The sequence below is a fragment of the Oligoflexus sp. genome, assembly GCF_035712445.1.
Taxonomy (GTDB): Bacteria; Bdellovibrionota_B; Oligoflexia; order Oligoflexales; family Oligoflexaceae; genus Oligoflexus.
Genome location: NZ_DASTAT010000095.1, coordinates 1 through 20,766, shown reverse-complemented (window position 1 = coordinate 20,766; position 20,766 = coordinate 1). Strand labels below are relative to the sequence as shown.

The 20,766-nt window shown below is 52.0% G+C and carries 16 protein-coding genes; 8 read left to right on the top strand and 8 right to left on the bottom strand.

Going from position 1 to position 20,766, the window contains the following annotated elements; translation table 11 throughout:
• The first annotated feature begins 104 nt into the window (after positions 1-104).
• A complete protein-coding gene (locus VFO10_RS20520) occupies positions 105-464 on the top strand; it encodes a response regulator (protein WP_325143696.1) in 360 nt (119 codons plus the stop codon).
• Positions 465-540: 76 nt separating this feature from the next.
• Positions 541-1,623, top strand: coding sequence for a tRNA-dihydrouridine synthase family protein (locus VFO10_RS20515; RefSeq protein ID WP_325143695.1), 1,083 nt, complete (start codon positions 541-543; stop codon positions 1,621-1,623).
• Here VFO10_RS20515 and VFO10_RS20510 read toward each other — a convergent pair.
• Both VFO10_RS20510 and VFO10_RS20505 read right to left on the bottom strand, forming a co-directional pair.
• Positions 1,615-2,679 carry an SMP-30/gluconolactonase/LRE family protein gene (locus VFO10_RS20510; RefSeq protein ID WP_325143693.1) on the bottom strand — a complete coding sequence of 355 codons (1,065 nt, stop codon included), beginning with the start codon at positions 2,677-2,679 and terminating at the stop codon, positions 1,615-1,617. The genes VFO10_RS20515 and VFO10_RS20510 overlap by 9 nt on opposite strands.
• A gap of 64 nt (positions 2,680-2,743) precedes the next feature.
• Complete coding sequence (locus VFO10_RS20505) at positions 2,744-3,457, bottom strand: hypothetical protein (protein ID WP_325143691.1); 714 nt, start codon at positions 3,455-3,457, stop codon at positions 2,744-2,746.
• Between the two features lie 316 nt (positions 3,458-3,773).
• Here VFO10_RS20505 and VFO10_RS20500 point away from each other — a divergent pair, with 316 nt between their 5' ends.
• Positions 3,774-4,598: a hypothetical protein gene (locus tag VFO10_RS20500; RefSeq protein ID WP_325143690.1), complete on the top strand. Its 825-nt coding sequence runs from the start codon at positions 3,774-3,776 to the stop codon at positions 4,596-4,598.
• A gap of 74 nt (positions 4,599-4,672) precedes the next feature.
• Here the strand turns inward: VFO10_RS20500 and VFO10_RS20495 are convergent, their stop codons facing one another.
• From VFO10_RS20495 to VFO10_RS20485, 3 genes are all read right to left on the bottom strand, one after another.
• Positions 4,673-6,910 (bottom strand): cation:proton antiporter, encoded by a 2,238-nt coding sequence (locus tag VFO10_RS20495; protein ID WP_325143688.1) that lies wholly within the window; start codon positions 6,908-6,910, stop codon positions 4,673-4,675.
• Positions 6,911-7,621: 711 nt separating this feature from the next.
• On the bottom strand, positions 7,622-9,475 hold the full coding sequence (locus VFO10_RS20490; protein ID WP_325143686.1) for a hypothetical protein: 1,854 nt from the start codon (positions 9,473-9,475) through the stop codon (positions 7,622-7,624).
• A 318-nt stretch (positions 9,476-9,793) separates the two neighbouring features.
• A complete protein-coding gene (locus tag VFO10_RS20485) occupies positions 9,794-13,291 on the bottom strand; it encodes a hypothetical protein (protein ID WP_325143684.1) in 3,498 nt (1,165 codons plus the stop codon).
• A 283-nt stretch (positions 13,292-13,574) separates the two neighbouring features.
• Here VFO10_RS20485 and VFO10_RS20480 point away from each other — a divergent pair, with 283 nt between their 5' ends.
• Together VFO10_RS20480 and VFO10_RS20475 are read left to right on the top strand one after the other, a co-directional pair.
• The gene (locus VFO10_RS20480) at positions 13,575-14,756 is read left to right on the top strand and encodes a serine hydrolase (protein ID WP_325143680.1); all 1,182 of its coding nucleotides are present in this window, start codon (positions 13,575-13,577) and stop codon (positions 14,754-14,756) included.
• On the top strand, positions 14,753-15,088 hold the full coding sequence (locus tag VFO10_RS20475; RefSeq protein WP_325143678.1) for a hypothetical protein: 336 nt from the start codon (positions 14,753-14,755) through the stop codon (positions 15,086-15,088). Before VFO10_RS20480 ends, VFO10_RS20475 begins: the two co-directional genes overlap by 4 nt.
• Here VFO10_RS20475 and VFO10_RS20470 read toward each other — a convergent pair.
• On the bottom strand, positions 15,085-15,681 hold the full coding sequence (locus VFO10_RS20470) for a hypothetical protein (RefSeq protein ID WP_325143676.1): 597 nt from the start codon (positions 15,679-15,681) through the stop codon (positions 15,085-15,087). The genes VFO10_RS20475 and VFO10_RS20470 overlap by 4 nt on opposite strands.
• Positions 15,682-15,874: 193 nt before the next feature.
• Here VFO10_RS20470 and VFO10_RS20465 point away from each other — a divergent pair, with 193 nt between their 5' ends.
• Positions 15,875-17,347 carry a sensor histidine kinase gene (locus VFO10_RS20465; protein ID WP_325143674.1) on the top strand — a complete coding sequence of 491 codons (1,473 nt, stop codon included), beginning with the start codon at positions 15,875-15,877 and terminating at the stop codon, positions 17,345-17,347.
• On the opposite strand, the gene VFO10_RS20460 is transcribed toward VFO10_RS20465, so the two are convergent.
• A complete protein-coding gene (locus tag VFO10_RS20460) occupies positions 17,344-17,754 on the bottom strand; it encodes a bacteriohemerythrin (RefSeq protein ID WP_325143672.1) in 411 nt (136 codons plus the stop codon). The genes VFO10_RS20465 and VFO10_RS20460 overlap by 4 nt on opposite strands.
• 155 nt (positions 17,755-17,909) lie before the next feature.
• The gene (locus tag VFO10_RS20455) at positions 17,910-19,253 is read right to left on the bottom strand and encodes a SpoIID/LytB domain-containing protein (protein WP_325143670.1); all 1,344 of its coding nucleotides are present in this window, start codon (positions 19,251-19,253) and stop codon (positions 17,910-17,912) included.
• Positions 19,254-19,460: 207 nt separating this feature from the next.
• Between VFO10_RS20455 and VFO10_RS20450 the strand changes: the two genes are divergently transcribed.
• Together VFO10_RS20450 and VFO10_RS20445 are read left to right on the top strand one after the other, a co-directional pair.
• Positions 19,461-19,967: an AraC family transcriptional regulator gene (locus VFO10_RS20450; protein ID WP_325143668.1), complete on the top strand. Its 507-nt coding sequence runs from the start codon at positions 19,461-19,463 to the stop codon at positions 19,965-19,967.
• A gap of 198 nt (positions 19,968-20,165) precedes the next feature.
• On the top strand, positions 20,166-20,766 hold a 601-nt coding region (locus tag VFO10_RS20445; RefSeq protein ID WP_325143666.1), incomplete at its 3' end, for a TRAP transporter TatT component family protein.

Below are 20,766 nucleotides of genomic sequence, written 5' to 3'. Positions count from 1 at the left end.
TTCGATACAGGAACTTACGAGTGGGGCTTGAGTCGGCAGCTTTTCCCTGTCAGGCGGATGTGCTAGAGTGGAGGTAGCTAAGCCATTGAGCATAGGAAGTGCCCATGTACAGAGTGCTGATCGTCGATGATGACCAGGAACTGGCTCTTGTCATTCAGGACAAACTCAAAGACCTGGGTGAAACTGTGACTGCCGCTGCCGGCTATGAAGCTATCAATCTCTTGAAGCTCAAGACCTATGATCTTGTAGTCTCGGACTACAACATGAAAGACGGTGACGGCGCCTCCCTCGCCCACTACTGCGTGAATCACGGAATTCCTGTGATCGTCGTCTCGTCATTCCCGGAAAACCATATCAAACCCTATCTGCCGGAAGACGTCGCATTTGTTAATAAATTCAATGCGATACGTGGCCGCTCTCTGGAAGAGTTGGCCCTGCAGAAAATCGTGAAAAAACCTGCCTGAATTTCTTCAGGGCAAAGCGTCGGTTGACCTCGCATCAGGCTTCGCGTAACACGATGTCTGTCGAACCGGAGCTCTGATGTCTTACGAAAAATTCCAAAGTCATTGGCAAAATTCTCGATTCGCCGCCCTCGGTGCGGCCTTTCCTGTCACTGTGGCACCGATGGTGGGCCTCAGTCATGTGGCATTTCGTCACATGGTTCGCCATTACACGCCAGAAGGACTCAACCCACTTCTTTTTACCGAAATGCTTTCCACAAGGCGACTTCCTTTCGAACGAATCGACCGGGTTGATGAATTGCGCGTCATGGACCAGGAGTCGCATTTCGTTCCGCAGCTCCTGGGCAACGAGGAAAGTTACATAGCCCGCTCGATTGAAAAGCTGATGCCGCTTGAGCCTTGGGGTTTTGACATCAATATGGGCTGCCCGGCACGTCAGCACCTCAAACATAACTGGGGTGTTCGTCTATTGGGCGATCCTGAATATGCTGCCAGCATCGTGGGCATGACCAGACGTTATTCTTCGCGACCTGTCAGCGTAAAAATGCGCTGTGGCCAGGACAAGGCCGACCCGGATTTTCTGGTGCGCTTCACCGATGGGCTCGAAGCGGCCGGTGCCGACTGGTTGACCATTCACGCCCGAACCCAGTCGCAGAAACATAAGGGCGAGGCCGACTGGAGTCTGGTCACGGACCTGATTCCAAGGCGCGGCATTCCCATCGTTGTGAACGGCGATATTCAAACCGCCGATGATGCCCTGCATCTTCTTCAGGATGTTCAGGTCGATGGCATCATGATCGGTCGCGCCGCCACAGCCCGACCCTGGATCATCTGGCAGATCGCCCATCGTCTCGGCTACACCACGCCGCCGGCGGCCTTTCCCGGGCAAACGCCACCGGAAACTCCGGAAGAGGAAGGCCGGGCTTTTCTGGACGCGATGGTCCTTTACTGTGAACTGCTCGATCAGTACTTTGACGATGATGAGAAAAAATTACGGCGCCTGCGCTTTCATGTGATCAACGCCTGCAAGTGGCTGGTCTTCGGTCATTCCTATTATTCGCACTGCATGAAGTCCAAAACTTTGGCCGAAGTGAAGGCCATGACTCTGCACAGCCGCGACACCTATCACTTTCCGATGACCCGACGCATCAATCTACTTTAAAAGAGCCTTGGGCGTGATGCTATAAAGCGCCTTGCCCTCCAGGCTTCCGAGCCACAGTTTTTCACCCTGCGTCTCCACCGAGCTGATCGCGGGCACGACCTGCCCGATCGGATCGTGAAGACTCTGCAGCCACTGCCCCGTTTCCGTCATCGATGCGATCAGGCCATAGGGTTTGTCCTTGGGCAAAAGCCCGGCAGGCATTCCGGCCAGGATATTTTTCATAAAGGGTTTCGGATGCAGCTTGTCCAAAAGAGCATTGCGCGGCGCAATGAACGCGACCCAGATCTTCCCATCCACCATGCGGCTCAGGCCATCGGGAAAACCGGGAAGATTATCCAGCAGCACCACGTTCTTCCCGGATTCGGGACCGCTTAACCAATACTTTCGTATGCGATAGCGTGACGTTTCCGCGACCAGCACATAGCTTGCATCGTTCGCCACGGTTAAGCCATTGGCAAAACCGAGTCCATCCAAAAGCACGACCGTCGTTTTGCTTGCGGGGTCGTAACGCAGAAGCCGCCCGGTTTCCACGCCTTCCAGAATGTCCCGCAGATAGGTTCGCATCGTATATTTGCTTGAAGCTTCCGTGAAATAAACCAAACCATCCGGCCCGACCTTCACATCATCCAAAAGCCCGAGTTTTTTTCCCGCATGCGAATTGACCACAAGCTCTTTGCGACCGTTGGGATCGAGGCGCCACAGCCCGTTTCTATCGACGCAAACGTAAAGGTTCCCGTTCGCATCGAAGTCGAGTCCCAAAACCTGACCGGGAAACTCGGCGATGACTTGGGCCTCGCCGTCTTCCGCGAGTCGCTGCACACGCCCTTGCAAAGTGCCGGCATAAACCCGCCCCGCGCCGTCCACTGCAATATCTTCGGGTGCATCCCAGGCGCCAGCGCCAACGGCCGTGGCCTGTGCAAGGTCCTGATTGGGCGGCAATGTTTTAAGGAGACCTGGGTTTTCAGGAGGAAGCCAGGCCTGGGCATCAAAACCTGTCGGCCGACAGCCGCTCACGAGGACCATCATCATAATCGGAACGAGGCGAAAACCCGGCATGGCAAGCTCTTAATTCAGGATGAATCGAGTCTCGACATTAGCAAAGCGCGGATCAATTGCAAACTTAGTTCGGCAGCATCTGGATCTTTGCCATGTTGTTGCTGGAAAAGACTGTCTCCTTGCGTTCAACCCGTATCACATCGTTCGAACCTAAAAAGGCCCCTTCGAGCAGGATACGATCCTGGGAAACCGTGTGGGGCGTGGGTGTCGCCACATTCGTGGACTTCGTCCTGGTCGCGCAGAGCGCAGCCCCCACAAGGTTATAGGCGGATCTTTTCTGTCCCAGTGGCGGAGTCAAAGCCGGATACATCGGAGCAGACCCACCTGCAGGTGGCGTCGGGACTTCAATGGCGAGACTGGGATAGGTCCCACTCGGACAGTTCAGTGCCTTGATGCATTCGCTGTTGGTTCCCGTGAATTTTAAACTGCTCAGCTTACTGTTGCTGGGCAAGGCTTTGCAGGCGCTCGTATAGGTGACCGTATAGGTTCCCGCGCCGCCTGATCCCAAGCGTTCTATAGATATTTGTGTACAAATGTTAGCTGTGCAAAGATCGCTGAGATTTTTGATATCGCGAAACTTCAAATCCTTTTCCAGAAGACTATTGATGTGGGCCAGCTCGGATTGTGCTTTGGCCTTGGCACTGACCTCGGCGTCGCTTTGAGTCAAACGCGAGTAGAAGTGCATGGCGCCATAGGCAATCAAAGTCATGATCCCCAAAGCTATCATGAATTCTAGGAGGCTCATTCCACTCGTGCGTCCTGGTCGTGTCCCGCTCATGACGTCCTCTTTTTTGTCCTGTCCTCACGTAAATATCGGTATAATGTGGGGAAAAGCTGAGTTCCTCCGCTTGAAAGTGGCCTTGTGCCTCATTAAAATAAATACAATCTGGTTATGGTAAGTATCTGGTAAGGGTTGCAATGGGGTGAGGCAAATACCCGGGATGACCGCACTAGTCGCGTCTTATCAAGTTTGGGTCAAGGGTCGCCGATCAGTCCTAACAGATCACACTGGAGTTTGTATGTTATTGGGGCACAGGGCATGGAGCTTACAGCTGGGACTCTTGTTCCTCGGCGCTTGTCAGAGCGAGGCCGAGTTGGAACAACGTCGCACAGTTTTACAGGGTCAGACCACGGATGATGGCCGCAATGCCACTGTCGATGCCACGGCAGACCAAGCGGATACCGAAAACAAGGATACCAGCCTGGGTACGGTCGATCCCAATTTCAGCCCGGACGATCCCAATACCTTCTCACGAAAAGCCGGCGTGGCCTTTCCTTCCGTAACATTTACCGTCGAAGGCGTGCCGACCGGCGCGACCGATCGTTACAACTATTCTTTCCCCGTGAAAGCCGATCCCAGCATCAGTCATTACGCTTACAAGCTGGATACCAGCGCGACCTGTGATAAAACCGGCGGTTATACCGTCGGCGAAGTCAAAAAACCTATCGTCATCAGCCTCGATAAAATGCCCATGGGTCCGCAGTATCTCTGCGTGATCGCCTTTCATTTCCCGACCCGTCAGTGGCAGGATATGACCAAGGCCCTCAGCTATAACTTTGAAAAAATCGTCTTCAAAAGGTCGATCGACAGCTACTACGAATACGTGGACACCGGCTGCCAGGCCAATGCCCGCGTCAACGCCAAGCTTCAGATCGAAGGCGAGGGAGGTATGTACTCCTGGGTCCGGGTGACGGTCCCTGGGTGCCGCTCCAATGACAACACCAACTATATCGACCTTATGTCGATGATCAAGACCAACGAAACGACCATGGAAGGCGCCTGGCATGAAGGCAACGTGGTGGCAGGCTGGTTTAAATTCACCTGGACCAATCCCGAACGTACGGCCTTTAAAGGCATGTGGGGCTACGGTGCACCCGGCGTGAAAGCCGAAGGCGTTTGGAACTCGGTCGGTAACTAGTGGTCACCCATGGCTCTGTCCATACGAAAGAGGCCCTCTTGCGAGGGCTTTTCAGTGGCTGCCTAAGGATAACATTATGCTTCCTGAAGCTTGATTGACTTGATCTTGTGACGGTCGCCGACAATCCAAAGCCTGTCTTCGGCCTGGAGGTTGAGCAAGGAATCCGGATTCAAAATGCGCTGGCCGTCACGTTCGATGCCCACAATTAAACCAAAAACCATTTCACGCAGTCCGCAGTCCCGTATGGGCTTGCCGATAAATCGCGAAGTTTTGCCCAGAACCAGGGAATCAAGACCAAACGCACTTTCGTCCGTGAGTTCCATGGATGATGGCTCTTCAACTTCGATCAAGGATCGCGCCAAGGCCAGCTGTTCATCGTTGCCAATCAGCGAGACGCGGTCAAAAGGCATAAGCATGGCCGAACGACCTGGAGCCAGTAATTTTCGCCCCCCACGGTCGATCATGGCAATGGTTGCGCCCGTTTTTCCCTTGATATCGGATTCATCCAGTCGATGGGCCACCAGAGGTGAATGTGGTGAAACGACAAATTCAGCGAGCACAGCGTCCCACGGAGCCAGGACGGGTTTGTTAGTCGCGGCGCTGTTGCTTGCGTCGTTGGCGTTCAGGTTGGCCAGAAACCTTTTCTCGACGGATTGATAGAGAGGTTCCGAATAACGTCCATAAAGGACAACGGCTGCACCAAGAGCGGCCAGGGCAATTCCAAACAGAGTCCTTATGCCTACGAACTGGCCAATAACAAAATCAATCATGACAAGCCCAAGGATCACGCGGACTACCACAATCCCGAAATTAAGTCGGCGCAGCTGCTCCAACTGCTCAGGAGGACGATTGCTCAACTTAAGTGGTGTGCCGAGCAAGATCGCCCGAAGAAAGGGAGCACACAGGCCAAGGGCCAGAATACAGGCTGCGATGCGAATCCAAAGGTGATTGCCAAAGATCTCAACAGCCTTTGGCAGTAGAAGCTTGCTGACAATGAGCGCGAAGGCGATGACCACTACGCTATTCAATAGAATTCTGGGTCCATATTCCTTCAAAAGCATGGCCAAACCAGCGCTTTCGGATTCCGTTGACATAACTGCTTCATAACGGGTCAATCGATCGTGCAGGCGAGCAGGAATGCGCCTTTCGATCCACGCGCTGATTTGCGCAGAATATTTGATCATATAAGGAGTTGTAAAGGTCGTTACAGCAGAGACTGCGATCACGATAGGATAAAGAAAGTCACTGGTCACTTTAAGAGAGACCCCGAGGGCTGCGATGAGGAACGAAAATTCACCGATCTGAGCCAGGCTGAGGCCGGCTTGCATCGATTGTCTGAGGCTGCGACCTGAAAGGAGCGCGCCGAGCCCGGAACCAAAAAGCTTGCCGACGATGGTAACGATAATGATTAGCAACACCACCCAGAAGTTGTCGATCAGGATTTTGGGGTTAATCATCATGCCAACGGACACAAAAAAGACAGCCGCAAAAAGATCTCGGACTGGCAGCATCAAATGCTCGATGCGTCCTCCTTCTTTGGTTTCTGCCAGAATGGAGCCCATGACGAAGGCGCCCAGAGCGGGTGAGAAACCGACCTGGGTGGCAATGATGACCATGGTCAAACACAGACCAATCGAAACAATCAGCAGGGTCTCGTCGGAAAGATAGCGTTTCACTTTCTTGAGAACCCCGGGTACAAAATAAATCCCGACGGCAAACCAAAGCAGGAGAAAGAAGCCTAAACGCAGAGTCGAAATGAGAACTTCGCTGCCCGACACCGGCGCTGGCGAGGCGATGATCGTCAGCACCACGAGTATGAGGATGGCGGCCAGATCCTCCACAATCAGCACTCCAAAGACCAGGGACACAAAGCCCTTGGCTTTAAGCCCAAGTTCGTCAAAAGCTCGGATTATAATGGTCGTCGATGACATGGAAAGTATACAGCCTAGAAAGAGGCTATCCATCATTTTCCAGCCCAGCGCGCGACCCAGAAGATAACCCACAGTGGTCATTGTGAGGATCTCAAAAAAGGCCGCTATGCCAGCACTTTTCCCCACTTTCGCCAGCTTCTTGAAACTGAACTCCAGCCCCAGTCCAAAGAGAAGAAAGATAACGCCGATCTCAGCCCAAACATGGACACTTTTTGTATCAATGACATTGGGCACAAAGCTGACATGGGGACCCACCAAAAATCCGGCAATGAGGTAGCCCAGGACCACGGGCTGTTTGAGCCACTTGAAAAGGAGCGTGGTGACAGCTGCGGTGATCAGTATGATCCCAAGATCTCGAATAAGCTCGGGCAAGTGAACCATGTCTAATCCTCATGGACGGATAAAGTTGATCATTCGACACTTTGTAGCGAATAGGATAGGGCTCTGAAATATCAAAGAGCCAGAACTGCAATTCTGGCAATATGCCTCCATGAAGTATGCAGGTTGTAAAAAACGATCGTTTTTGGCACGCGCGAGAATACCTTTGTCTTTGCAGCTGGAAAAGACCAATATTCATTGACAAAACAGATGCCAAAATCAAAGTGACAAAACATCCCATCGAATACCACTTCGGTCATCTTTTGGAGAAAATGTCGTCATGCTTATAGGCTATGCGAGAATTTCAACGATAGAGCAGACACCTTGTAGCGCAACCTATGAAGCATCAACTACAGCAAGCCTAAGATTTTCACGCAAACCGACCCGATCAAGTCCATGTCGCAGATAGCGCAGCTGTTTGACAAATTCTGTCGATGCATTATGCCTTTATCAATTTGCAATAGGAATCCCGCTCTTCCCTTGGAGCCTTCTCGCGAGACCTCTTGAATTTAAGAGGCTACGTAAACTGCACTGGGATTGACCGGCAAGGCTGAGCCAGCTTTCGATGATAAAGAAGAAGCAGGATGGGCGCCTGCAAATACCGAATTCCGCGAACGAAGTAACTCAGTTTGGGCCAGAGGTTCCTGGAGGGTCTGTGGAAATGAAGAGGCCCTCTTGCGAGGGCCTTTTTGCATGAAATTGGAACCAAGCTGTTTACTGCTTAACCATTTTGAACATGAACTTTGACGTCTTACCCGCGCCATACTCAGCGATACAGGCTGGTTTCGCACTCATATTGGCTTCCGATGAAATCATCTCAACCAGAAGGTTGTCAGAGTCATCATACTTGCGCAATGACAGCGAGAACGACTCACGAACTTCGCAATCTGTCCAGCTTTCGCCGACTCGTATACCAGCATAATAAGTTTCTTCGCCACGGATTGAACCTGAAGTGGGAGCTGTATACTCAAAGAGGTCGAAGACGTGCAGGCCATCAGCACGAGCTGGACCTTTGCTAGCCAGGAACTCTTCAGGAGTTTTGGCCGACCAGTTCGTATCAACGCGACGCAGACACTGAGTCTCAGAACCACCATCGCGGCGGCTATTCATGTCGTCGGCATAACAGCGAAGTTGAGCTAACTTACCAGCCGCTGTAGCCGTGTTAATGTCTTTACAGAGGTCGCCCTGCATCAGAGTCCCGCCACTGGAGCAGGAAGGCCCAGTACCGTTATACTCTGGCCACTCATCGCCATCAAATTTGGTGTTGCCATTCTTGTCACAAAAGGCGCCGTTTGCAAAGATATCATAATCGGCGGGGAACTGCGTCCACGCATTCTGAAGAACTGTACCATCGGTGAGATACTGACCGCTGATATGCACACAGGTCACGGTGCTACCGCTCACATCTTTTTTGCAGGTTTGTTTCTGAAGCCCGCCAGTCAGCGCAGTTTGTTCGCAAGTCATGTTATTCCAGTCATCAAGCTGAAATGGCTTTCCAGCGGAGTCACGACAGCCGGTTTCTTTGGTATTGGCAAAGAAACTGAAACCAGTGCCTTGCGTTGGGGTAACGTCGTTCCAGTTGCAAGGCTGATTCGGAGCGCAGGTGCGATACTGCTTGAAGTACTGCTTTGTACCAGCATAGCCGTTGAAACTTTCGACATTGTCCATATTCATGAGAGAGTTGCGAGCGCGAGCTTCTGCGGTATTCTTCCAACCATCTTCGAAGCCAGTCGTCCAGGTGAAGGCACCTTCAGCAACGCCTGAAGCGCTGAGATCGATCCCAAGTGCATTGGCATCGCTATAGGTCATACCCAGTTTGCTACCGCAAGTTTTGAACTTTTCTTCAGATGACCAGATCATGGCGCCGTAAACTGCGCTGCCATCAGATGTTGACTTGCCTGCGATGCGTTTCAGCCAAAGAAGTTCGCCTTCGCGTGGCCCCCGGCAGTCCCTGTCGTTGTTATCCGTACAGATTCCGCTGTAACCTTTGGGCAAGTCAATACCAGCGGAAGCGGCCTTGTACGATCCTGTGAAATCAAAGCCTGATTCTGCAACCGCCGCTGTGTTTTTCAATGTCACGTCAATTTTGCTGACATCGACTTCGGCCTTCCCAGTCGTCAAATCGAGCGTGATAGCACCGAGGTTTGCGTTGCCGCCAAAAGCCAAACGATCGGCGGTCTTGGCACTACCATTCAGAGCATTCTTGGAGGTATCTTTGAAAACTATCGTTCCTAGAATTTCATCCTGTTTGTTGATAAAGCAACCAACAGACACGTTGTAAGCATCGATAGAGACCGAGAAGGAACCATCAGACGCGACATCACCGGTTCCAGCCACTGGGGGAATGGTAAAGCTCACGCAATAGACACTGAGATCATCGACGGCGGGTGTCGATCCCAGCAAGCGCAAACCCACAGATTCACCCGACAAGGACAGTTGGCCAGCAATCGTGATCGATGACCCCTCTTCCTGGGCCGCGGCGTCCGAGCTACTGTCTGATTTCTTTCCACAGGAAAACGCCAGTGTAAAGCAGGCGCTAATCCCCACAAGTTTCGTAAAACGCATCATAACAACGTAACCTCCGTAGAATACCTCATATATTCAAAAGCAATCGAATCGGCATTACTCAGAACACAGACTCCATGATGCATTCGGATAGGAGTTTTTTTTATTGAGAAGAAAATGAATCGCGGCGGGATCGGAGTCAAACAACGTGCTGCACTTCCTTTGACTTGCTGTAATGTCTAACCTTTCTGGTTACATATTATTACTTTTCATCATTCCTCGAATTGCCTCGTACCTACGAGTTTTCAAGTTTAGAGTGAACACAGGTGCATCAATTCAGAATCTGTCAAAGGGTAATTATTCCCGCATAATCTTTGCAATTTAATTCGCAGGGCAAATCTTAAGTTTACTTTCTCCAGCTGCTGCCAGGAGACTGCCGCTCACCTTTTGACAAAGATCATCGAATAGTTTGCTGGGATCAAAGTGGAGAATGAATAGTTCTTTATCCAATTCTACAAAAAGCTCCGCGTTGCTCCTTCCCAAACCATAAAGGTTTCCTGGCAAATTCAAATTCACCAGGGTTTGTCCTTCTGGACTTTGCAGAGCAAGCTTCATGTTCTTTTTATCGCCTAGCGCATGCACCTGAGGGTTCATCACGAAAGCAGACAACTCGATATTATTCAACGCCGTATCAACGAAACGGTCATTGATGGTACGTGTGGGATCGTAAATTCCCATCACGCCTTGTTTGCTTATTGAGTAAGCATAGGCCGTCGCGGCTCCAAAGCCTATGTCCATGACAAAGCTCGAGTGCCCTTTCACTTCCCAGGAATTCATTTGATTCAAATCCCAAAGGAGGATCTTACCAACATAGAAGCCCAGTATCGCAAGATTTTTATGAGGGTCCATCGATAGCGACTGAACGTAGCGCGAATTCCAGTTTTGACTCGATGTATTAATATCCTTTGCAAGGCTCAAATCCCTGCTGGATAAAAGAAGCAGTCTGGCATCATCATAACTTTCTTCAGCAACCCCTGTGACAACTATTTTTTCGTGATCAGCCGACAGCTTCATGTTCATCCCTGAACTGCCTATGAAAGCGGATCCTAAATTTTTACTGGCAATCTCGCTAAAGTTGGCTGACGAATATTTCACTAATTGCCCACTGTAGTAAAGCACGAGCAGGGATTGGTCGTCACAAAATTCAACTTGAAGGACGGATTCCGATCCCAGCCTCGTCCTTTCCGCGAGGATTTTTTGAGTCTTGAAATCATATAAAAGCAATTTCTTTTTGCTCTGGACCAGCACAAGCTTGCCAGTCCTTGGCTCCAGGAACATTTTCTCAGGCTTATCCTCGGTGGAAGACCCCCACCATGGAGCTGAATCCATTGTTCCAAAGTTGAGTTCGCTGTCTTTTTTGAAGAGGATGAAGGGTCGATTCGAATCGTCACTGCCTGACAGCAGCAGGGCATTTCCAGAATCACTTGCTTGAATATCTCGAACCACCGACGATAGGCGAATGATTTGCCCAAGGCTCTGGGTTAAGTCAAACATGCCTATTGAATTATTACGGTTTTGGGCATAAGCGATGCGCTCATCAACAACAAGAAAGTCTAATGACATTGAGCGGGGAGGAAGAATCCCTAACTGCTTTAGGGAATCCGCCGCCACGATTCTAAAATAGGAATTTTGTTCGATAGCTATTGCTCTTTTATTCAGGCTGAGCTTCGAGCTTTTTGCAAACTTGGAGTAGACGGAAGCTTTCTCCTCCAGACTATGGATGTCATAGGCTATCACGACTATGCCCTCGGCCATGCTGCGCTCGACCAACACCGAGTTCTGGGCGCTTATTCCCCTTAAAACCCCTTGCTCTGACTGTTTAATCTCGGATATCTGATTCTTCGTCAGGGAAATCAGCTGGATGGGTCCGTCCTTTTGCTTAAAAGCGATAGTCTGCTGACTGTAATCAACCCTACCGTCCACCAATAGATCAACAATCGCCTCAGCTTGTGAAATCGAAGAGAAGCATCTCAGATGCCGGACCCCGCCTATGGCATTTCCAAACAAACCTGTAAGGATGGGATTGGTCTGGTAAACACCACAAAAATATTGGGAGTCTGATATATAGAACGGCCGCTGCAGAGTTGTTCCTCTTTCAATCGTCGGGATTTTGAACTGCTGCTTAAGCCCACTCTCGCTATCGTACACGTTGAGTGTGTCGCTCCCGGTATCCCACCAAAGAAGATGAGTGCCCATGAGCTCCAGTCTGGAGTTGATCGTCCACTTGCCCAGCTCAACCCAGACCCCATCGGTGGGATTGTAGCGGTAAAGTTTTCGATTGCATGGAATCGCCACGGAAAGATTATCGACCAACATGCGATCAGGTTCGCATTGCTCCTTGTTCGCAGGCGATGGAAAATCAACGGGAGCCGTGTTTTGTGCCGCAAGAAGAGTGATTCGTTGCGAGGAACTGAAATAGGCCATTGACTTATAAATGGAATTCTCTTCATAAACGGCAGCAAATCTCTTATCGACGCCAGAGATCTTGTCTGCGATTTGATCCCTTCCATCAGCTTTTGTCCAGTACCAGGTTTCCAGATTGTCCTCGCCCTTCCCTGAATCAGCGACAAGCACTCGCTGAGCGTCGTCGCTTGAAATGAGTCGCAAAGCCTTTTGATTATAGCTGAGCCAGGCGATTGGCAAAGCACTAAAGCTCAAATTCAAGGTTTTGAGAAGGGCTTCCTTTTGCAAAGCATTGCGATGCTCCTCATTTGAAAGCGAATTGATTTCACTTTGCGTTGCCATGACTTTGGCTAAACCTGCAAAAACATCACCCTGATTCATAAGAAATTCGGCATTGGATAGTGAGCCGCGCAGCCGCCCAATTCGCTCTGAATTCACAACGCTAATGGATGCTGACTGAACGGCAGATCTGTTTCCCGCCAAATCCACGGCGAAATAACAAAGCTTCCATTCACCATCCAAGGGCGCTTTAATCTTGGAGCTCTGATTCAAATAGTTAACGCAGTCCTGCTCGCATCTATCTGACGAGGATTTCATCCAACAGCTGAGCACCTGTGCGCCTTGGTCATCTGACGTCGAAATTTCAATCTGCTGGCCAGGATTGACAGTCATTTTTTTGGGACTGCGCGCAGTGTCGCTCCCTGAAAGCAAGGCTATTCTCGGAGCCTGTCTGTCAACCTCCCCTGCGCATGTCTCCACCAACGAAGGCCATTTTTGATTGGCAAGCAAGAGGTCATAGAGGGAAATTGTAAGTGTCGTTTCGCCTTCCCCTCCATCTTTCAGATTGAATTCAAACCCGCTGGGATCTTTCAGCATCCCCTCCATTTTGACAAGACGAGGTTCTTTCGCCTTTTTGGTGGTGGCCTCAGCGCGATAGAATATGTTAGCTGTCGATAGCAGATTTTTTATGCCGACTTTGGCCGAATGCTGTACTTGAAAAGTACTCGCTCCCCCTGTAACAGGACATAGAATGCTGGGCTTCTGCTCCTCATAGGGCAGCAGTTCAATTGAATTTCGGATCTGCAGCTCTTTCAGCGGCAAGACGCGCGCTCGTCGATCCTTTGATATATATTGAATTGAAACCCAACCTGCATCGGAATGATGAGGTATCGAAACACAGGATCGACTTGAAGTATTCAATGGAGTGAGCTTCATGTCATCATCAATGGCGACTGCTTTGATATTTGAAGAGTCGGGAGCGCTTCGCTCTATCAAAATCTTCTTCCATTGAAATCCTGCACGAGGAATGGCGTCCGGACCACACTCTAGAGAAATTTCGTCGTAACGAAGATTAAGTTTTTGGCAGGCAGCCAAATGCCAGATGCATATTGATAAAAGAACGTATGCGGTTTTCATACCCTCTATCCCTAAAGCACCGTGATTGTTGATCTTTCACGTTGCCACGTCTAGCGTTATACCCTTAAGGTGATACCAGAGGGACTTCGGCGAATGGAGCTGGAAGTGAATGGAAAATAGTTGCCGATCGCTGGGCGCGACGAGGACTACGGCGGGCTTCCGGGTAAACTTATCGCAAGCTGAAAGTTTTCCAGGGCTGCAAGGGACGCCTTACAGCCCTTTCTTTTTCCATGATATAATGCCGAGGATAACGAAAATCAAAAACTTCTTAGCCGGCGATGCCATGCGAAAGCTTTCCTTGGGTATACCCCTCGCGTTTATCCTTATGAGCGGCCCTCTTCGGGCTGTTCCCTGCACGAAACCAGGTTTTGATCCCAAGGCATGGACCGACGCCCAAGCCCCCACTCCCGATGCCCATGATCAAAAGTTGATCGACTTCATGCAAAAGCCCACAAGGCCCGATGGGACCTTTCAAAAGGAATGGCAAACGGATGCCGTGGTCATCGCCTATCAAGACAGGATCGAGCTGGAAGCCTATTTCAACGGCTATGGCGCCGATAAGAAACATCTGCTCTGGTCCGGCACGAAAAGTATCTTCAACGCCCTGGCCGGCATCGCGGTGGCGGATGGCAAACTCGATCCCAATAAATCCGTAGCCGATTATCTGCCGCGTTTTCCCCATCTCAACACCGTGAAGATAGACCATCTCCTCAGCTATTCCTCGGGACTGAATTGGAAGGAAACCTACGAAGAAAACCTTCTGCCCCAGCAGTCCTCGATCACCAATCTTCTTTATGGCCTTGGCCCCCGCAGCATTGAAAAGGCCCTGCTGCCCTATCGCCCCAGCTTTCGTCCCGGCAGTCACTGGGCCTATTCGAGCGGTGACACCGCATTTCTCAGCCTGGTCCTGAAAAACATCTACGGTCCCGATTATAAGGACATGCCCTGGAAACGACTCTTCGATCCGCTGGGCATCACCTCGGCCGTCCTGGAAGCCGATGCCGAGGGCACCTACTTCGGTCCATCCTATGGCTACATGAAGGCCCGGGATTTTCTACGTTTCGGCGCCCTCTATCTGCATGACGGCTGTGTTGCCGGCGAGGCTCTTCTGCCGATGAAGGGAACCATTCCAGGTTTCACGAATCTCTCCTGGGTCGAATTCTCGATGGCTCCGACTGAAGCGGTGCTGAATCGCATCAAAGGCAAGGTGCCCTGGCCTGACCAGACCGGCCGTCATTTCTGGATCAATCTTCCCAGTGATTTGAGCGGCAAGGCTCCCCCATATTCGCGGGCACCTGTGAACATTCTGATTGCGATGGGTCATTGGGGTCAAAGGCTCTACGTTATCCCAGCCTGGAATATGGTGGTCGTCCGTTTTGCCAACGACCGGACCGAGGAATTCTGGGCCGAGGATAATTTTTTCGCCCAGCTCGCCAGCTGGCGTGAAGCCAAGGGGTTTTTATGAAACGCTGGATCGCCCTCATCATCGCGCAGCTTGCGATCGTGGCCCTTGTGCTCTGGCCCGACCCTTACACCGATCTGCGCATACTCGATATTCTCAGTCTCGGCACCGGCTATCGCGCCAAGGAAGTTTGCACCTGCCTCTTCGTTTTGGAAAGGTCGGAAGAAAACTGCAATGCATGGACGCGCGATATTGCCTTGAATGCAGCCTTCAAAGTCGATGCCGCGCAGAAGAAGGTCACGAGCAGCTATCAATGGCTCGGATCCAATCTTCCTCTTTTCCCCTCTCTCGCGAAATTTCAGGATGAACGGCGCGGCTGTCTTTTGCTGCGCTAAGGATTTTTTTCGGCAAACTGCAGACGCGGGATGCTGCCCCAAGCATTAGGCGCGGCTTGCCAACGCTGAACGATGATCATCCAGATTTCATCCCGTGTCTCCGGTTTGAAAACCAGCTGGAGCTTTTGATCCATAAAATAGCGCAGCAAGGGGAAAACTGTAAAAATACTCGCCGTTTGAACCCTTTGAGCCCGCCCGGGCGCATACTTCGGCGCGACGATGACCCGCGACATGCTGTGAAGACTTGCAAGCTTTACGGCATAGCCGTCAGGCCGCGGCGTCAACCCTTTCACCAGCAGGACATAGCTGCCACGGGCCAGAGGCTCCTGGACGCCGCCCGTAAGGGGCCGGTAGTCCCGCCAGGGCTGACTGATCTCGAGCAGAAGATCGGATCCCAGCCGCCTTTCCGCCGGTTCCAGAAGGGTCTCTGCATGAAACTCCCAGAGTCCTCCCAAGGCCAGGGCCGAGGTCTCAGGAGCCCAGAATTGCAGGTCCAGCATCCGTTCCGCACGAGCCTCCGGAGTCAGCACCGCAAGGTTCAGGCAGACTACTGAAATCATTTCTAAAAAGGACCGTAAACGGGCAGGGATCATCCCGGGCATCCGATCGTGCGAGTTGGTCCTTTCATTCTATCGCACAGTTTAATTGGCGCGGAAGATGAGCCGCGGCATCTCACGGCCTGCAAGGCGCGCAGGACGCGAAAAAAAACTGTTCGTAGGAACGGATTGGTTCCTGTAAGAATGGAGCATCCGGACAAAAGAGTGGTTCAAGATAGGAATCGGTACTATGGGGTCACACGCCCTTTCGCGAAGAATACTATCCCTGATATTAGCGACTTCGACGCTTATCACCACTGTCCTGACCTGCATCAACCTTTACCTCGACTACCGCTCCGAACTGGGACTTCTCGAAAATGCCTTCAATCAGCTGGAACGTCTGACGCTGAACCCACTGAGCGCCGCGGTATGGAGCTTCGATGACGGTCAAATCCGGAAATTTCTGGACGGGATTGTTGCGACCGGCGACTTTATCGAAGTCACAGTCAGCGATATTGATGGATCGCCGCTCTACATCATGCAAAGGCCGTCGCATCCAGGGCCCGGATCATGGTGGGAAACTTTGATCGCCGAGCCCAAGGTCACCCGGCGCTATAATCTGAATCTGCAGCAGAATCCTGAGCCGCCGCGGATCGTGGGCTTCCTGACCGTCAAGGCGTCCAAGATCAACATCATCGAACGCCTCATGGAAAAACTTCAGGTGATCTTCATCATGCAGGGGATCAAGACCCTTCTGATATCGCTCATCATTCTCGCCATTTTTCAGAATTACGTGACCCGGCATCTCGTTCATGTGGCTCATTATCTGGAATACTACCGCAAAAATGGATTCCGTTCCGGTCACACGCTGCAGCTGAAGCGGCGCTCGACCAAAACTGATGAGCTGGATTCCCTCGTCACGAGTTTGAATATCGTGATCAGCGAACTCGACCGTCATCACGAACAGAACGCCCAGCGCCTGCAGGCCACAGAACGCGAACTGGAAACGCAGCGCATCAGTGCGATTCAATCCGCGCGTCTGGCCAGTCTTGGGGAAATGGCGGGCGGCATTGCCCATGAAATCAATAATCCGCTGGCCATCATCATGGCCTCGGCGCAAAGGCTGTCGCGGGAACTCGGTCGCCAGAATCTGGACCAGGTGCAGCGTTGCACCCAGCAGATTCTTTCCACCGGCGATCGCATCGCCCAAGTCGTCAACAGTCTGCGCAAACTTTCGCGGGATGGCACCAACACACCACGCTCGCAATTTCGCGTGCGGCAGCTGATTGATGAGGTGATGGGACTTTGTGAGGAAAAAATTCGCAGGGCCGGCATCAAACTCGTGGTCGATGTGCCTGAGGACGTGATGCTTTACGCCAACGAAGTCGAGCTTTCCCAGGTTCTTTTTAATCTTTTGAGCAATGCCTGCGACGCTGTGGATAAGCAGGAAAACCCCTGGATACAGTTGATAGGTCGTCGCGAAGCCGAACGCTTCACGCTCTCGGTGATCGACTCGGGCAGCGGCATTCCTCCTGCGCTCGCCGATCGGATCATGGAACCTTTCTTCACCACCAAGGAATTGGGCAAGGGAACCGGCCTGGGCCTCAGCATTTCCCTTTCGATCGCCAAACGCCACGGCGGGGATCTGCGTCTTGATCCTGCGTCCTCGCACACCAAGTTCGATCTGCAGTTGCCGCTCCGCCCCATGCAGCAGCAGGCTTAAGCCGTCCTCCGCACGCTCTGCCCGTGCTCTCCGTATTGAATATCAATGCCGCGAATATGAGCATTAAGCCACATCTTCAGAAAATCGAACAGCGCGACGCTCACAGTGCCATCACCGTTCACGAAGGCTTCATAATGCCCATCAAGCTGGGTCAGAAGCTTCGCATGTATCAGCCTATGCGTGGGCAGCCCCGGATAGTTGATGGAATACATGTAATTTTCTTCGTCCTGGAAGTGGCGGCGGGTGTAGGTCACCAGTTCTTGAAAAGTCAGCTGTAGAATATCTTTGGGTTTGCTGGCTGCGGCTTCGTCATGGAGTCGGTTCATAAGGTCGATCAGAACCTTATGCTCGTCGTTCATTTCCGTGACGTGAATATCGAGGCTCTTGTTCCATTCATACCAGGCCATGCGCTTTCCCCCTAACCAAGGTGGAGCCGTGAAGGCTTGAGGGAGGCATTGCAAGGAAATGGCCAGGGATATTGAATTTCATCCCATGAAGTTCATTGGCGAAAAGCAAAAGCACGGAACCCCGTTTTACGGAATCCGTGCTTGTTTTCGCGCAATCACGTAGCGGGTCCACGCAGCGCGCGATCGGCCGCGTATTTTTCCGATTCCTTACCGCAATCGGGAAGAGCTTTTTTCTCGCCATCGAGTGAGCAAAGAGTGGTGCGCACATAGTAGTAATCAAGAATCTGCTTATAGGTCCAGGCGCGCTGAGCCGCAAGAGCCGCAGCCCCCATCTGGCTCATGCCGACGCCGTGGCCATTGCCAAGGCCTTTCACCACGAACTGTCCTGGCTGGCGGGCGCGTTCGATCGTGAAAAGATTCGAAGGAAGACCAGCGACGGTGCGTTTGAAAGCGTTCACGGAAATGAGTTTGTAACGGCCTTTCTGGTCGATGATCGCCAGTGAACGAACACGGCCGGTCGGCGTGCGGCCCACCATGGGAACCACGATATTGCGGACGCTGCGATCCCCTTCCAGACTGCCCGATGCATGTAAATCCTGGGTCAGGGCGGCCAGTGAAAAGCTCTTTTCCCACATGGTCTTATTCAGGTTCATATCGCTGGCTTCAGGACGGGCCACAGTGAAGGGCACGGACTGACTCCAGACGGCCAGGGCTTCCTCGGTCTGCCCGCCGCTATCCGCATGATAGTAAGCCTGAATAACTTTGCCATGATAGGTCAGGATCTGACCGTCGGTCTCACGCACGGCGATGTCGGTGCGCTCAGAAATCAGGGAGGTGCCGGTATAGGCCTGGAACTGGATGGTGTCATCCACATCCCAAAGACGCCCCGATTCAAAGCGACGAGCATAGACAAGGTGATAGACCGCATAGGTGCGGGCCGCCACAGCCTGGGTCTTCAGGGCTTCCATGGCCCACTCGCGATAGACTTCCGACGGGACAACGCCCCGTAAGTAATCGCGAAAATTGATTAAATTGATGGCTTCGAGTTCCCGGGCGCCCGAGTTGCCTGTGACAGGGCGCACGTAAAGGCGGCCTTCATAGGTATAATTCGGGGCTCCGCCGGCGCCCTTGCGCTCCAGCTTGAATCCGCCTGGGCAATGGACCATGACGGGGTGCTGCATTTCAGCCGCATTCAGAGCAATAACAGGCTCTTTGGCGGTTGCAGCGCCCTGAGCGACAGCCCGGTCGGGGCTGGCGTTATATATAGAACATGGACGCTCGGCGCGGATCGTAATCTGATCCCGGACGCTATCCAGCCCATGGGGGGGATAAGCCCTGTCATGGGGGAAAACCTTAACACGAATCACAGATTGCGACGTTATACGCTGCGAACCCAACTCCAGCATCACAGAAGAACCATCATCAACAGCAGCAGCCCGTCCGGTGTTTGCGTTGGCTAACGCGATGATTGCGCAGGCCTTGATTACCAATTGCTTCATGACATTCACCTCGGTCTGACTCCAGTGCCTGCCTATCTAGCATGCACTTTTCAAGACCGGCAAGTCTGGGCTTGCGGTAAGGGATAAGATGGCTGAAATCATTGGTTTTTTATTTTTTACCAAAAGTACTTGACTGGGAAATCTGACGTATGTATAAAGTGACTCACCTGCCCGATCCCGGGCAAACTTACTCAGTGGAGCCGACCTATGCTGTACGCCGAAACCTTGACCACACCCGCATCCCAAGCTGAGTTGCGTGAAGAGAACGCCCCGCGACTCATGGAAATCCTGGATCGCTATATCATAGCCAACATTGGTGAGGACATGACTTTGGAAAACATGTCCGATGCGGTCAAAATTTCCAAATTCGCACTGACCCGTCTCTTTCATAAGCACTACAAGCAAGCGCCCATGCGTTGGCTGTGGTCGTTCCGGGCTCACCTGGCCAAGGACGTCATTGAAATGGACCTTGGTCTTCCCTTGATGGATGTGTTGACCCTCTGCGGTTTCAACAGTCCACAGCACTTCTCGCGCTTCTTCCGCAAGACGTTCCAGCAAACGCCATCGGCTTTGCTCAAGAACCTGAACCGCGAACCTACGGGCCCGCGCGACGTGCAGCGTCTGCAGCAGGAACTCTATGATGCCTTCGATCGGGTTGTGACCGGTTCTTTGGAGCGCTACAAGGCGTCCTTCAAACAATCGACCCCTGTTTAATCAGGCGGACATTATCCGTTCAAAGTCCTCTCTTGATCCCATCGAATTTCTCGTATCTCACAGGGGAGCCCACTTAAGGGCTCTCTTTTTTTTGGCCCTGCCCCATTTCCGGCTGCGAGGCCGCACCTTTTCCGTTAATATAATTGACAATTCCTTTGGTCAGAGACACGGTCTCACTTCTGGTTGAGGTGCACGGGTATGAACATGCGTATGGCGAATTTCTCGATAGTCGCGCTTTTTGCAGTCCTCCTTTGCCAATGTTCGGTCCGAACCATGGCGATTCGTGAGGTCACGGACGTTGTCCAGGCAGGCGTTCCAGCCTTCGAGCGCGACGATGATCTGGAACTGGTCAAGCAATCCATGCCAGCGAACATCAAGTTGCTGGAAGCGATGCTGGAAAGTGATCCGGAAAACATCACGCTGCTCACCCTCCTCTCTCAAATGTATGGAAGTTACACCTTCGGTTTCATCGACCCCTTGCTGGATGAACCCGATCTTCAGCAGGAAGACCTTGTGCGCGTCCGGGTGAATCGTCTTCTGGGCCGCGGCATAGCCTATGGTGAGAAAGCCTTACGCCTGTCGGAAAAGGCCTGTGAAAAGTCGATAAAAGTGGCCACTGAGGTGAACAACTGCTTCGACGCCCTTTCGCGCGATGACGTTCCCGCGCTTTTCTGGTATGGCTTCAACCTCGCCGCTTACATCAATCGCAACCTTGATAGCGTCGCCGCGCTGGGACAAGGCGTCTTCGTCGAGAAAGCGATGCAGCGTATTATCGCCCTGCAGGAGGACTATATGTTCG

Excerpts from the sequence above, each read along its gene's own strand:
- VFO10_RS20505 (WP_325143691.1), bottom strand. The coding sequence starts at position 3,457 with ATGAGCGGGACACGACCAGGACGCACGAGTGGAATGAGCCTCCTAGAA.
- VFO10_RS20515 (WP_325143695.1), top strand. The coding sequence starts at position 541 with ATGTCTTACGAAAAATTCCAAAGTCATTGGCAAAATTCTCGATTCGCC.
- VFO10_RS20455 (WP_325143670.1), bottom strand. The coding sequence starts at position 19,253 with ATGAAGCAATTGGTAATCAAGGCCTGCGCAATCATCGCGTTAGCCAAC.
- VFO10_RS20490 (WP_325143686.1), bottom strand. The coding sequence starts at position 9,475 with ATGATGCGTTTTACGAAACTTGTGGGGATTAGCGCCTGCTTTACACTG.
- VFO10_RS20460 (WP_325143672.1), bottom strand. The coding sequence starts at position 17,754 with ATGGCCTGGTATGAATGGAACAAGAGCCTCGATATTCACGTCACGGAA.
- VFO10_RS20470 (WP_325143676.1), bottom strand. The coding sequence starts at position 15,681 with ATGATCCCTGCCCGTTTACGGTCCTTTTTAGAAATGATTTCAGTAGTC.
- VFO10_RS20475 (WP_325143678.1), top strand. The coding sequence starts at position 14,753 with ATGAAACGCTGGATCGCCCTCATCATCGCGCAGCTTGCGATCGTGGCC.
- VFO10_RS20520 (WP_325143696.1), top strand. The coding sequence starts at position 105 with ATGTACAGAGTGCTGATCGTCGATGATGACCAGGAACTGGCTCTTGTC.
- VFO10_RS20450 (WP_325143668.1), top strand. The coding sequence starts at position 19,461 with ATGCTGTACGCCGAAACCTTGACCACACCCGCATCCCAAGCTGAGTTG.
- VFO10_RS20465 (WP_325143674.1), top strand. The coding sequence starts at position 15,875 with ATGGGGTCACACGCCCTTTCGCGAAGAATACTATCCCTGATATTAGCG.
- VFO10_RS20480 (WP_325143680.1), top strand. The coding sequence starts at position 13,575 with ATGCGAAAGCTTTCCTTGGGTATACCCCTCGCGTTTATCCTTATGAGC.
- VFO10_RS20485 (WP_325143684.1), bottom strand. The coding sequence starts at position 13,291 with ATGAAAACCGCATACGTTCTTTTATCAATATGCATCTGGCATTTGGCT.
- VFO10_RS20510 (WP_325143693.1), bottom strand. The coding sequence starts at position 2,679 with ATGCCGGGTTTTCGCCTCGTTCCGATTATGATGATGGTCCTCGTGAGC.
- VFO10_RS20495 (WP_325143688.1), bottom strand. The coding sequence starts at position 6,910 with ATGGTTCACTTGCCCGAGCTTATTCGAGATCTTGGGATCATACTGATC.